This window comes from Inquilinus limosus (assembly GCF_051487185.1).
GTDB classification, from domain to species: domain Bacteria; phylum Pseudomonadota; class Alphaproteobacteria; order DSM-16000; family Inquilinaceae; genus Inquilinus; species Inquilinus limosus_F.
In genome coordinates, this window is record NZ_JAHVDK010000018.1 from 149,679 (window position 1) to 162,960 (window position 13,282).

Here is a 13,282-nt window from a genome sequence, read left to right on the forward strand (position 1 = left end):
TCGATGCTTCAGGCGCTCGGCGCCGGCAGCGGCAGGCCGTATTTCTTCAGGGTCGCCTTCTGCCGCCGGGCCATGACCTCCTGGTCGAAATCGGCGATCAGCTCATTGAACAGCTTGTGCCAGTTCACCCGCGCCTTGAGGTGGATGAAGACCGAGCCGAGGCCGAGCGCCGCGCGGTCCATGAACACGAATTCGCGCGGCACCTCGACCCCGCCGACCCGGCGCAGCTCCTTGTGCACCTGCTCGGCGGTCTCGCGGCCGTAGACGCCGCCCTTGGCCTCGCCGATCAGCCGCACCTTGTTCTCCAGGATCGGCCCGTAGAGGAAGCCGGCCCAGACGTTCAGCACGTCGGCCAGCTCGTTGGTCATGTTCTTGAAGCCCCAGGTCTTGTAGGCCTCGACGGCGCGGTCGCGGTCGTTGGTCTCCAGCGCCCGGTACAGCTCGATCACCGCGCCGACGAAGCTGGGCTGGAACACCCGGATGCAGCCGAAGTCGAGCAGGTTGATCGAATCGTCCGGCCGCACCGTGTAGTTGCCGAGATGCGGGTCGCCATGGATCACGCCGTAGTAGTAGAGCGGCACGTACCAGGCCCGGAACATGTTCAGCGCCAGCTGCGCCCGCTGCTCCTCGCTGCCCTGGACGAAGGTCAGGATCTTCTCGCCCTCGAGCCAGGTGGTGGTCAGCAGGCGCTTGGTCGACAGCTCCGGCACCACCTCGGGGACATGCACGTTCGGCTCATTCGCCAGCATCTCGGAATAGAGCTGCGAGTGCCGGGCCTCCAGGGCGTAGTCCAGCTCCTCGCGCAGCCGCTCCGAGATCTCGGCGTGGATCTGCTTGGTCGACACGGTGCGGTCGTAGCGTTCGAAGATGCCGAGGATCAGCCGCAACTGCCTCAGGTCGGCCTCGACCGCCGACTGCATGTCGGGATATTGCAGCTTGCAGGCGAGGCGCCGGCCGTCGAGGCCGACCGCGCGGTGCACCTGGCCGAGCGAGGCCGCGGCCGCCGCCTCGTGCTCGAAGCTCTGGAACTTGGCCTGCCAGTTCGGGCCCAGCTCGCTCGCCATCCGGCGCTTGACGAAGGGCCAGCCCATCGACGGGGCGTTGGCCTGCAGATGCTGCAGCTCCTGCGCATATTCCTTCGGCACCGCCTCCGGGATGGTGGCCAGCATCTGCGCCACCTTCATCAGCGGGCCCTTCAGCCCGCCCAGCGCCGCCCGCAGTTCGTTGGCATGCGCCTCGCGATCGACCTTGAAGCCGAGATAGCGCTCGCCCGCCATCCGGGCGGCGAGGCCGCCCATGGCGCCGGAGACGCGGGCGTAGCGGCGCAGCCGGCCACCAAAACTGTTCTCTTCGTCGGCCATGTTCCAACCGGAGTCGCACGGCCGGGCCCGGCCGCCCGACCTATCTAGGGGCTGATCCCCGTTCCGTCATCCCCGGCGGTGTCGCATGTATCCGAATATGGGGCGGGTAGCGCGCAAGAGGCCACCCTGTTCAACCTATATTGTCGGTGCCGCTTGACAGTTTTGGATGGGCTTCGGCACGCCAGGGCGCCGCCGATCGAGTTCGTTTCCATCGCGTTTTCCGGAAACCCGGCAATCTTGGATCAAGGACAGCAAGGCTGTCGGTTACCCATTGCTTTCTTTCCCCGCGGGCCTCGGTGCGATTGTCCCCGCGGGGAAAGAAGATTACCTCTTAGGCGCGGGCCGCGGCGACAGATCGGCGGCCCTTCGGGAGGCATCGATGACGGCAGCGGCTCTTGCATCCGTGAGCCTCGAGGACAAGTACATCCTCGACTCCGGCCGCATCTATCTCACCGGTATCCAGGCGTTGGTCCGCCTGCCCCTGATGCAGCGCCGGCGCGACGAAGCGGCTGGGCTGAACACCGCCTGCTTCATCTCCGGCTATCGCGGCTCGCCGCTCGGCGGCTATGACCAGGCGCTGTGGGCGGCGCGCAAGTTCCTGCAGAAGCAGAGCATCGAGTTCCGGCCCGGACTGAACGAGGATCTCGGCGCCACCGCGGTCTGGGGCAGCCAGCAGGTCGGCCTGTGGCCCGGCGCAAAAGTCGATGGCGTCTTCGGCATCTGGTACGGCAAGGGACCGGGCGTCGACCGCACCGGCGACGTGTTCAAGCATGCCAACTTCGCCGGCACCTCGAAGCATGGCGGCGTGCTGGTCATGGCCGGCGACGACCACGCCTGCAAATCCTCGACCGTGCCGCACCAGTCCGAGCACGCCTTCATCGCCCATATGATGCCGGTGCTGAACCCGGCGAATGTCCAGGAGATCCTGGATTACGGCCTCTATGGCTGGGCGATGAGCCGCTATTCCGGCCTGTGGATCGGCTTCAAGACGATCGCCGAGAACGTCGACAGCTCTGCCTCGGTCCATGTCGACCCGAATCGGGTCCAGATCGTGCTGCCGGACGATTTTCCGATGCCGCCCGGCGGCCTGAACATCCGCTGGCCCGATCCGCCGCTGGTGCAGGAGGAGCGGCTGATGCGCGACAAGCTGTACGCCGCGCTCGCCTTCGCCCGCGCCAACAGGCTCGACCACCTGGTCTATGACAGCGGCCGGCACCGCTTCGGCATCGTCACCACCGGCAAGTCCTATCTCGACGTGCGCCAGGCGCTGGACGACCTCGGCATCGACCGCGAGCTGGCGGCCCAGCTCGGCATCTGCATCTACAAGGTCGGCATGCCCTGGCCGCTGGAGCCGACCGGCGTGCGCGCCTTCGCCGAGGGCCTCGACGAGCTGATCGTGGTCGAGGAGAAGCGCGCCCTCATCGAGAACCAGCTCAAGGAGCAGCTGTACAACTGGCACGCCGACAAGCGGCCGGTGATCGTCGGCAAGTTCGACGAGAAGCGCGACTGGATCCTGCCCTCGACCGGCGAGCTGACGCCGGCGCAGATCGCGGTGGCCATCGGCCGGCGTCTGCTGAAGTACCTGGACCATCCCAGCCTGGCCGAGCGGGTGCGCTACCTGGAGGAGCGCGAAGGCCAGAAGAAGATCGTCAAGGCCGCGGTCGACCGGGTGCCGTATTTCTGTTCCGGCTGCCCGCACAACACCTCGACCCGGGTGCCGGAGGGCAGCCGGGCGATGGCCGGGATCGGCTGCCACTACATGGCGACCTGGATGCCGGACCGGCACGCCGAGACCTTCAGCCAGATGGGTGGCGAGGGCGTGGCCTGGATCGGCCAGGCGCCGTTCACCGAGACCAAGCACGTCTTCGTCAATCTCGGCGACGGCACCTATTTCCACTCCGGCAGCCTGGCGATCCGCGCGGCGCTCGCGGCCGGGGTCAACGTCACCTACAAGATCCTCTACAACGACGCCGTGGCGATGACCGGCGGCCAGCCGGTGGACGGCACCGTCACCGTGCCGATGATCGCGGCCCAGCTGCGGGCCGAGGGCGTCCAGACCATGGTCGTCGTCACCGACCGGCCGGAGATCTATGGCGAGCCCGGGACCCAGAGCAAGCTGCTGCCGCACGGCGTCGCGGTCGAGCATCGCGACCGGCTGGACCATGTCCAGCAGCAGCTGCGCGACACGCCCGGCGTCTCGGTCATGATCTACGACCAGACCTGCGCCGCCGAGAAGCGCCGCCGCCGCAAGCGCGGCACGATGGAGGACCCGGCCCGCCGGGTGTTCATCAACGAGGCGGTGTGCGAGGGCTGCGGCGACTGCTCCAAAGCCTCGAACTGCCTGTCGGTCGTCCCGGTCGAGACCGAATTCGGCCGCAAGCGCGCCATCGACCAGTCGAGCTGCAACAAGGATTATTCCTGCGTCAACGGCTTCTGCCCGTCCTTCATCTCGGTGGTCGGCGGCAAGCTGCGCAAGCCGAAGCCGGCGGCCGAGGGCACGACCGAGCTGTTCCCGGCGCTGCCGGAGCCGGAGCTGCCGTCGCTGGAGCAGCCCTACGGCATCATGATCACGGGCATCGGCGGCACCGGCGTCATCACCATCGGCGCGCTGCTCGGCATGGCCGCCCATATGGAGGGCAAGGGCGTCTCGGTGCTGGACCAGGCCGGGCTGGCGCAGAAGGGCGGCGCCGTGGTCAGCCATGTCCGCATCGCCCGCGATCCTTCGGACATCCACGCCGTGCGCGTCGCCGCCGGCGGCGCCCGGCTGATGCTGGGCTGCGACCTGGTGGTCGCGGCCTCGGGCGAGGCGCAGTCGAAGATCCACCCCGGCCTGACCCGGCAGGTGGTGAACAGCCACGAGACCATCACCGGCGCCTTCACCCAGAACCCGGACTTCTCCATCCCGGCGAAGTCGATGCTGCAGACGCTGGCGAAGAACGGCGGCGACCCGGCGCTGCTCGACGCCGTCGACGCCACCCGCCTCGCCACCGCGCTGCTCGGCGACAGCATCGCCACCAACCTGTTCATGCTGGGCTACGCCTGGCAGAAGGGGCTGGTGCCGGTGTCGCACGAGGCGCTGGAGCGGGCGATCGATCTGAACGGCACCGCCGTCGCCATGAACAAGGCCGCCTTCCTGTGGGGCCGCCGCGCCGCCTATGATCTCGCCCGGGTCGAGCGGCTGGCCGCGCCGCCGCAGGAGCAGGGGCACCGGCTGTCGCGCACCCTGGACGAGGTGATCGCCCGCCGGGTCGAGCAGTTGACCGCCTATCAGGACGCCGCCTATGCGGCGCGCTACAAGGCGCTGGTCGACCGCGTGCGGGTGGCCGAGGCCCGGCTGGGCCGCGAGGAGCTGACCGAGGCGGTGGCCCGCAACTACCACAAGCTGCTGGCCTACAAGGACGAGTACGAGGTCGCCCGGCTCTACACCGACGGCGGCTTCCTGAAGCAGCTCGAGGCGCAGTTCGAGGGCGACTACAAGCTCGAGTTCCACCTGGCGCCGCCGAGCTTCGCCGAGAAGGACCCCGACACCGGGCACCTGAAGAAGCGCGCCTTCGGGCCGTGGGTGCTGAAAACCTTCAAGCTGCTGGCGCGGATGAAGCGGCTGCGCGGCACCGCCCTCGACCCGTTCGGCCGCACCGCCGAGCGCAAGGCGGAACGGCAGCTCATCGCCGATTACGAGGCGGTGGTGGAGGAGCTGCTGGCCCGGCTGGGACCGGACACGCACGCCGTCTGCGTCGCCATCGCCCGGGTGCCGGAGCAGATCCGCGGCTACGGCCACATCAAGGAGGAGAACCGGGAGAAGGCCAAGGCGCGCGAGGCCGAGCTGCTGGCCAGCCTGCGCACCCCGGCCGCGCCGAAGCTGGCGGCGGAGTAGTCAGGGCGTCGAGCGTGGCGTGTTACCGGAACGGGTTGATGATGGTCACGCCATCGATCGTGCGGCCGTGCGACAGGTCCTCCGAGAACAGCTCGCGGCAGCCCGCGGCGCGGGCGGCGGCGATAATGGCGCTGTCCCAGAACGAGAACTGGTGAAGCGCCTTGATCTCCAGCGCCGCCTGCAGGATCGCGACGGTGTTCTCCTGGATCTGGAAGCGCAGCCAGGTTCGAATCAGGCCCGCTGCGACATCATGGGGGAGAGGATCCGGTCGCGAGGCCCGGGTCGCCTGCACGTAAAATTCCTGCAGGACCTGGATCGAAAGAACGCAGTCATCTCGGTCCAGCAATGCCAAGGCCCGATCGCGTTTCTTCGATTCCTCCGCCGCATTGCTGATGGAATACAGCAGGATGTTCGTGTCGAGGAAACGGCCCGCCATTCAGGCGCCGCGCCCGTGGATGTCGTCGCGTGACAGGCGATCCGACGCGCGGAACGAGCGTATGGAGGCCCTTAGCCTGGCCTCTTCCCGCTTCAGCCGTTCGGCTTCGCTTTCTTCCTGCGCCAGCTCGTTCAGGAATTGTTTGACGAGAGCCGAGACAGAGGTGTCTCGCTCGGCGGCCTTCATGCGTGCCCGCCGATACGTGTCGTCGTCCACAGAAACTGTGATATTCTTCATGAAATCACAGTAGGCTTTCTCCACGAAATGATCAACCGCGGCAGGCGCGCTCGGTCAGCGGAAGAACAGCCAGATCAGGATAAGGAGCGGGATCGGCACCCCGAGCAGCCAGAGCAGGAGGTATCGCACGCGTGTCTCCGTGGTTCGGCGGCCGTCTTGGGCACGGCCGGCCTCCCCAGGGGAATGGGGGCCGGCGCCGCCCGGTTCCGGACCTCAGTAGAGCGGATGCGCCGGCACAGAGAGCGCCGCCTGCATCAGCAGCAGCCCGAGCGTCAACAGGATCAGGCCGCCCAGCAGGCCCATCGCATCGGCGATGGCGCCTTGCCGCGCCGACCCTTCGGGCAGGGCGGCCAGCAGCCGCAGCGCGGTCCGGCGGGCGTGCTGCGACAGCAGCGCCAGGGCATAGACCGTCGCCGCGGTGCCGACCGACATGGCCAGCACAGCGGCGATGCCGGTCCAGCGCAGCTGCAACGCCCGAGACAGGACCAGCACCAGGATTGCGCCGTTGCAGGGGCGGATGCCGACCGAGACGACGATGCCGAGCAGCCGCCGCAGCGACGCGGGGCCGGCGTCATGCTCCGGATGCCCCGGCGTCCAGCCATGGTCGTGGCCGCAGGCGCCGTGCCCCGCCGCCCCGCCGGACCGCCCGCGCCACAGGCGGAGACCGTGCGACAGCCCGAGATAGGCCCCGATGAGCGCCACCAGGGCGAAGCCGGCGGCCTCCAGGTCGTTGCCCGCCGCCTCGGCCCGGCGGAACGGCAGGCCAAGCAGCCCGATCGCCAGCTCCACCAGCAGGATCGCCGCCGCGCCCTGGGCCAGCGAGGACAGTGCCGCCAGCAGCAGGGCGTGGCCGGGGCGGCTGCGCTGGGTGGCGAGATAGGTGGAGATGACGGCCTTGCCGTGGCCGGGGCCGACGGCATGGAACACGCCATAGGCGAAGCTGAGCGCGACCAGGCCCCAGGCCGCGGCGCCGTCCTCGCGCACCGCCCGCAGCGCGCCGGCCAGGCGGCGGTGCAGCTCGTCCTGCGCCGTCATCGCCAGTGGCAGGCCGGCCCGGATCGCCGCCGCCGCGGCCAGGCCGAACAGCCCCAGCGCCACGCCGCCGAGGATCCAGGCTGGCAGTCGGTTCATCGGCAGGCGACCCGCACGGTCGCGGCGAAGATCTCGCCCAGCGTGTCGTCGGCCGCGGCTCCGCGGTCCAGCGCCTGGGCCATGGCGACCGCCTGCGCCGGCGGATCGGCCGGCTCGATGCCCGCGCTGCAGCCCTCGGCCGCGGCGCCGCGCAGCGTGATCGCATCCTCGGCGACGTAGCGCATGTCGATGTAGTAGGTCGGATCGAAGATCTGCAGCGTCACCGCCCGTGCCCGCGGGTCGACCGGCGTCGCCAACGGCACGACGAAGCGCAGCCAGATGCGGCCGTTGCGCAGCGCGCTCTCGAACTCCGTCACTGTGCCCAGCGGCACCGCTTTGCCATCGGCCCGGATTCGGGTGAAGTAGCCATAGGGTTCGAGGTTCCGCAAATTGGTCCGGGCCAGCTCGGTCACCGCCTCTGGCGTCGGTCCGCCCCCCGGGCTACCGCCTTCGAACGCGACAGAGGTGTAGAAATCATCGAACAGCCACTGCTCCTCGACCGCGGCGATGCGCCCGTCCTCCTGCAGCAGGAAGGCGCTGTGCAGGTCGATCCAGGCATGCGGATGCGCCGCCGCAGCGCCCGGGAGCATCAGCGCCGCGACGATCGGGCCGAGCAGGCCCAGGCGTACCGGCCATCCGGTGGCGCCGTTCTTCCTCATCCGCGGCCTCCGCAGCGGCAATGCCGATCCAGCATAGGATGCGGCGGGCCGGCCGTCAGCGGCTCTCCGCCTGGTCGAAGGCCTCCCGTGCCTCGCGCTCGCGGTTCAGGTAGTCCTGCAAGGTCCGGCCGGAGACCGGCTCGAACCGCTCCTCCAGCCGCTCCATCGAATCGATCCGGTCGAGGCGGAAGCTGCGGAAATCCTGGCGCAGCTCGCACCAGGCGGTGACGGTCCAGCGATTGCCCCAGAAGAACAGGCCCAGGGGCTGGACCAGCCGCTCGGTCGTCGCCTCCGGCGCATTGTAGAGCAGGCGCAGCTTGCGCCGCTCGGCGATCGCGATGCGGATCGGCTCCATCAGCTCGACCGGATAGGGCCGGCGGCCCGGCGCATGGATCGGCACCTCGTCGAGCGAGGCGGCGCTGGCCTCCGGCAGCACGCCGGAGATCTTGCGGGCGGCGCTGCCGGCGGCGCGGGCCAGGGCCGGGTCGGTCCAGGCCGCGACCATGCGGGCGCCGAGGCTCAGCGCCAGCAGCTCTTCGGCGGTGAACTGCACCGGCGGCGGCTCGAAGCCGCGGCGCAGCCGGTAGCCGACCCCGGCCTCGCCGTCGATCGGCGCGCCGCTGGCCAGCAGATCGGCCATGTCGCGGTAGACAGTGCGCTCCGAGACCTCCAGCGCCTCGGCCAGCTGCTGCGCCGTCACCAGGGTGCGGCCGCGCATCAGCAGCAGGATCTGGATCAGGCGGTCGGCTCGGCGCATCGGCGGATCGCCCGCCGATCGGGCAGGCGCTGAAGTCAGAGGGAACGGCTCCTGAAGTGATAGAGCCGAATGCTCGGCCCGTCGATCACCTGCATGAAGCGGTTAAAGCCGAGCAGGCTGGGCACTGCCGCGGCCGCGGCTTCTGCGTTGGCCATGTCGCGCCAGCGCACGATGTCTGCGAACTCGCCCCCGGCGCCGACGCCGAAGCTGCGGTCGATATAGCCGTCCAGCCCGGCGAGCGCCTGGCGCGAGCCCTCGGCCGCCTCGATCACGGTCTCGACCGCGATGCCGGGCTTGGCGCGGAACAGCACGACCTCGGTGACGAAGGCCATCGATGTCTCTCCCTTCATGAGGCCCGGCGGGCCGTCGATGGTGGGAGAATACGCCACCCCTCCTGACAGCATATTGTCAGGAGGGGTGGGCGTCTTTCAGACGTTGAGCTTGCGCACCGACTGGCGGAATTCCGCCCGTGCGGCGTCGACGGCCTGGCGGGCCTTGGCGAGATCGCCGCCGACCCGCTCCAGCTCGCTCTCGCTGTCGTTCAGCTTGCCGAGATAGCGCTGGAACAGGTCGCTGTCCTTCGGCACGGCGCCGAGATTCTCACGCAGCCGCGCCTGCTCCTCGCCGATCTCGGCCTGGCGCTGCTCCAGCCGCGCCGCCTCCGCCTCGTGGTCGCGGATGACGGCGAGCTGGCTGGCCAGATCCGCCATCGCCCGGCGCACCGCCTCCGGCAGGGTGCGATCCTCGGCCCAGGCGGCGATCTGCTCGTCCACATCCGCGGCCAGGTCGATGGTCTGCGCCACCGGCTGCTCCTGCGTCACCGTCACGGTCTCGGTCCTGCCGGCGGCCACGGCCCGGCGGATCCGGTACTGGCCGGCGACGATCTCGACCTGACCCTGATCCGGCTCGGTCAGGGTCCATCCTTCGAAACGCGGCGTCTGCAGCAGCACCGCGCGGTCCTCGCCGGCGGCGCCGGTGACGGCATAGGTGACGCTGCGGCGTTGGGTTGTGGTCAGCTGCAGCACGCCGTCGACGATGCGGGCGCGGGCCAGGGTGTCGTCGCTTCTGTCCTCTCGCTCGACCGTCACCTTCTGGTCGACAGCGAAGCTGACCAGCCGGCTCTCGCCCGTCGGCAGCGCGCCCAGCCGGGCGTCGCCGACATAGGCGACGGCGCCGTCGGCGCCGCGCTCGTAGAGCGTCAGCACGCCGGGCGGCAGGCCGGTCTGGCCATCGTTCTTCAGGTCGACCGCGGCCAGCGGGTGCTCCGGCTCGGTGTCCGGCAGATACAGGTCGACCCGGCTGGCCGGAATCTCGCGGTCGATGATCGTCACCAGAAGGGAATGGCCGGCGGCGACGGTCACCGGCTCGGGCAGGCGGAAGGTGACCTGGGTCGCGGTCTCGCCCGATTCGGCCGCGGTGACCCGGGCGTATTGCTGCGGGGCGGCGACCATCTCGTCCGCAATCGTCGCTTCCGCTGCCGGCGCCGCCATCATCCTCATCGGCGCCGGCGGAGCGGCGGCCCCCGCTGCAGCGCGGGCGCGGCCCGGGCCGGCCCCGTCGGCGTCGCGGGCGCGCTCGTCGACGGGTGGTAGCACCCGGCCGGCGACCTCGACCGGCACCTCCGGCCGGGCGACGGTGTAGCTCTGGTACAGCGCCTGGCGGAAGGTGACGAGGTTGCCGGAGATCACGGTCAGGTCGACCCCGTCCCAGTCGGCGCCGCTCATGTTCTCCAGCACCGCCCAGCCCTGCAGCGCCGCCGTCCCCGCCGCCGGATCGGCCGGCAGGGTCAGCCGGTAGCTGGTCTTCCACAGCGGGGCGGCGACGACGTAGCCGACGCGCAGCGTGCGCTCGCCCTCGCCGGTCGCGCGGATGGCCAGGGTGCGCCGATCCTTGGCCGAATCGCGGGCGAGGGCGGCCAAAGCCGAATCCAGCTTCGACTGCAGCGCCGGGTCGGCGAATTGCAGCCCGTCCGCCTCCTCCAGCAGGAACTGGCGCACCCCGGCCGCGGTCATCAGGCTGACCCGGTGGCGGGTGATCTGGGCGTCGTCCTTGTCCTTCGCCGTCTCCGCCACCACCGACAGGATGCGGCCGGACAGGGCGCGGGCGCCCTCGACCCGGACCTCGGCGCCGCGCAGCGCGTTCAGGAGATCGGCGGGGGAGGACAGCGCCTCCGGCCCGAAGGGCATCTCGCGGAAGGCGGCGGCCAGCGGCTCGCGCCCAGGCAGGCTGATCTCGCCGATGCCGCCCTTGTCGTCATAGACGACGATGCTCTTCATCACGTCGTCGACCTGGTCGAGCGGCACGGCGAGGTCCAGGGTCTCGTTGCCGGTGACCCTGACCTCGTATTCGAAATAGCCGACGCCACCGGTCGACAGCAGCACGCGCTTCAGCGCCAGCGGCTCGGCCGCGACGGCGGGCGCGGCCAGAAAGACCACGGCCGCGGCGGCGGACAGGGCGAGGCGGATCGGTGTCATGCGGGTCCCCCTTCAGGATCGGTCGCGGCACCGACCATGCGCGGCGATCGTGGCGATGCCGCGGCCGTGTGGGGCCGAGCGTGGCGGAAAGGGGGCCCGCCTGACGGGCTCAGTCGAACGGCCAGCCGTCGTCGTCGCGCCAGTCGCGCCGGCCGCGCCAGCCGCCGGTGCAATCGGCGGTGTCGGTGCCGTCGGCGCAGCGGTTGGTGCCGCCATAGCGGCCCTCGTCGCAGACGCCGTTGAAGGCGCGGTCGCAGCGATTGGCGCTGCCGTCGCGGTCGCGGTAGCGGCGGCTGGCATAACGGCGGCAGTCGGCGGTGTCGGTGCCGTCGGCGCAGCGGTTGGTGCCGCCATAGCGGCCCTCGTCGCAGATGCCGTTATAGGCGCGGTCGCAGCGGTTGGCGCGGCGGTCGCGGCGGTCATAGCGGTCGTCGATCCGGGTGTAGCCGCCCTGACGGTAATAGCCGTCGTCGTAGTAGCCGCTGTCGGCGTAGCCGTCATTGTAATACCCGCCGTTGTAGTAGCCGTCCTGCGGCACGCAGGCGATGGCGCCGACGGCGGCGGCGGTGAGGGCAAGGGTGCGCAGGAAGGTGGACAAGGCGGATCCTCGAAGGCGTTTTCAGTGGCCGCGAACCGCGACGGGGCGTGGCGGTGCGGCTTCAGGGAATCAAGGCGCGAAGCCCCGTCCGGGTTCCGCTGTTTCAGGTGGAAGGATCGTGGACAGCGGGCGGCGGGCTGAGGCATGGTCGGACATTGCGTCGCCGCGGGGAAAAACTTGCGGATCCATCGCCGAGAACGCCGGAGGGAGAACGATCCATGCGGATAGGGGTGTTGCGGGAGCGGCGGGAGGGGGAGCGCCGGGTGGCGGCGACGGCGGACAGCGTGAAGAAGCTGGTGGGGCTGGGGGCGGCGGTGGTGGTGGAGGCCGGGGCCGGCCTCGGCAGCGCGGTGCCGGACGAGGCGTACCGGGCGGCGGGGGCGGAGGTGGTCGCGGATGCGGCGGCGGCGCTGGCGGGCGCCGATGTGGTGCTGAAGGTGCGGCGGCCGTTGCGCGCGGGCGAGGGCGAGGTCGACGAGCTGGCGCTGATCCCGCAGGGCGCGGCGCTGATCGGGCTGCTCGATCCGTATGACGACGCGGCGGGGATCCGGGCCTATGCCGAGGCCGGGGTGGAGGCCTTCGCGCTGGAGCTGGTGCCGCGGATCACCCGGGCGCAGGCGATGGACGTGCTGTCGAGCCAGGCCAATCTGGCCGGGTACCGGGCGGTGCTGGAGGCGGCGGCGGTGTTCGGCCGGGCCTTTCCGATGATGATGACGGCGGCGGGCACGGTGCCGCCGGCGCGAGTCTTGGTGATGGGCGCCGGGGTGGCCGGGCTGCAGGCGATCGCGACGGCGCGGCGGCTGGGGGCGGTGGTGTCGGCGACCGATGTGCGGCCGGCGGCCAAGGAGCAGGTGCAGTCGCTGGGGGCCAGCTTCGTCGCGGTCGAGGACGAGGAGTTCCGCGCGGCGGAGACCGCGGGCGGCTACGCCAAGGAGATGTCGGAGGCGTATCGGGCCAAGCAGGCGGCGCTGATCGCCGAGACGGTGAGAAAGCAGGACATCGTGATCTGCACCGCGCTGATCCCGGGGCGCAAGGCGCCGGTCTTGATGGACGCGGCGATGGTGCGGTCGATGAAGCCGGGCTCGGTGATCGTCGATCTCGCGGCCGAGCGGGGCGGCAACTGCGCCCTGACCCGGCCGGGCGAGGTGGTGGAGGACGGCGGCGTGACCATCGTCGGCCACCGGAACGTGCCGGGGCGGATCGCGACCGACGCCTCGGCCTTGTACGCCCGCAACCTGGTGGCCTTCCTGACGCCCTTGGTCGACCAGGAGAGCCGGGCGCTGAAGGTGGACGGGTCGGACGAGATCGTGGCGGCGACGCGGCTGACCGCGGGGGGCCGGGTGGTGCATCCGGGCTTCGGCGGCACGGCCGAGCAGGCGGCGTGAGGGAGGGGACGATGGCGGCGGACGGGATCGCAGAGGGGGCGCAGGGGCTGGCCGAGGCGGCGCGGGGGCTGGCCAACCAGGCCCAGGCGCTGGCGGCGCAGGCGCAGGCCCAGGCGGCCACGGCGCCGGCGGGGGAGCACGGCTTCTTCCTGACCGGGCTGACGGTGTTCGTGCTGGCCTGCTTCGTCGGCTACTACGTGGTGTGGCGGGTGACGCCGGCCTTGCACTCGCCCTTGATGAGCGTGACCAACGCGATCTCCTCGGTGATCGTGGTCGGCGCCCTGATCGCGGCCGGGCCGGCGGTGATCGGGGCCTCGAGCCTGCTCGGGGCGCTGGCGGTGCTGCTGGCCTCGGTGAACATCTTCGGCGG

At 70.6% G+C, this 13,282-nt stretch carries 12 protein-coding genes; 3 read left to right on the plus strand and 9 right to left on the minus strand.

Translation table 11 applies throughout. The annotated features are described in order from the left end of the window. Nucleotides 1–8 precede the first annotated feature (8 nt). The gene (locus tag KXR53_RS21000) at nt 9–1,361 is read right to left on the minus strand and encodes an ABC1 kinase family protein (protein ID WP_437377215.1); all 1,353 of its coding nucleotides are present in this window, start codon (nt 1,359–1,361) and stop codon (nt 9–11) included. A 379-nt stretch (nt 1,362–1,740) separates the two neighbouring features. On the opposite strand from KXR53_RS21000, the gene KXR53_RS21005 reads away from it, so the two are divergent. After that, complete coding sequence (locus KXR53_RS21005) at nt 1,741–5,235, plus strand: indolepyruvate ferredoxin oxidoreductase family protein (protein WP_437377216.1); 3,495 nt, start codon at nt 1,741–1,743, stop codon at nt 5,233–5,235. Nucleotides 5,236–5,257: 22 nt separating this feature from the next. On the opposite strand, the gene KXR53_RS21010 is transcribed toward KXR53_RS21005, so the two are convergent. The 8 genes from KXR53_RS21010 to KXR53_RS21045 all read right to left on the minus strand — a co-directional run bounded on the left by KXR53_RS21010 (nt 5,258) and on the right by KXR53_RS21045 (nt 11,527). Continuing rightward, complete coding sequence (locus tag KXR53_RS21010; protein ID WP_437377217.1) at nt 5,258–5,671, minus strand: PIN domain-containing protein; 414 nt, start codon at nt 5,669–5,671, stop codon at nt 5,258–5,260. Further along, entirely contained in the window at nt 5,672–5,932 is a 261-nt protein-coding gene (locus tag KXR53_RS21015; RefSeq protein WP_437377218.1) for a hypothetical protein, read from the minus strand. 189 nt (nt 5,933–6,121) lie between these two features. Continuing rightward, nucleotides 6,122–7,039 (minus strand): nickel/cobalt transporter, encoded by a 918-nt coding sequence (locus KXR53_RS21020; protein WP_437377219.1) that lies wholly within the window; start codon nt 7,037–7,039, stop codon nt 6,122–6,124. Next, complete coding sequence (locus KXR53_RS21025) at nt 7,036–7,698, minus strand: DUF1007 family protein (protein WP_437377220.1); 663 nt, start codon at nt 7,696–7,698, stop codon at nt 7,036–7,038. The genes KXR53_RS21020 and KXR53_RS21025 overlap by 4 nt, the downstream gene beginning before the upstream one ends. A gap of 55 nt (nt 7,699–7,753) precedes the next feature. After that, nucleotides 7,754–8,455 (minus strand): helix-turn-helix transcriptional regulator, encoded by a 702-nt coding sequence (locus tag KXR53_RS21030; RefSeq protein WP_437377221.1) that lies wholly within the window; start codon nt 8,453–8,455, stop codon nt 7,754–7,756. 35 nt (nt 8,456–8,490) lie between these two features. Continuing rightward, entirely contained in the window at nt 8,491–8,787 is a 297-nt protein-coding gene (locus KXR53_RS21035) for a hypothetical protein (RefSeq protein WP_437377222.1), read from the minus strand. Between the two features lie 96 nt (nt 8,788–8,883). Then, nucleotides 8,884–10,929, minus strand: a complete 2,046-nt coding sequence (locus KXR53_RS21040) for a DUF4139 domain-containing protein (RefSeq protein ID WP_437377223.1) — start codon at nt 10,927–10,929, stop codon at nt 8,884–8,886. A gap of 109 nt (nt 10,930–11,038) precedes the next feature. Next, on the minus strand, nt 11,039–11,527 hold the full coding sequence (locus KXR53_RS21045; RefSeq protein ID WP_437377224.1) for a hypothetical protein: 489 nt from the start codon (nt 11,525–11,527) through the stop codon (nt 11,039–11,041). A 218-nt stretch (nt 11,528–11,745) separates the two neighbouring features. Between KXR53_RS21045 and KXR53_RS21050 the strand changes: the two genes are divergently transcribed. After that, nucleotides 11,746–12,912, plus strand: a complete 1,167-nt coding sequence (locus KXR53_RS21050) for a Re/Si-specific NAD(P)(+) transhydrogenase subunit alpha (RefSeq protein ID WP_437377225.1) — start codon at nt 11,746–11,748, stop codon at nt 12,910–12,912. Nucleotides 12,913–12,923: 11 nt separating this feature from the next. After that, the coding region (locus KXR53_RS21055) for an NAD(P) transhydrogenase subunit alpha (RefSeq protein ID WP_437377226.1) at nt 12,924–13,282 on the plus strand (359 nt) is incomplete at its 3' end.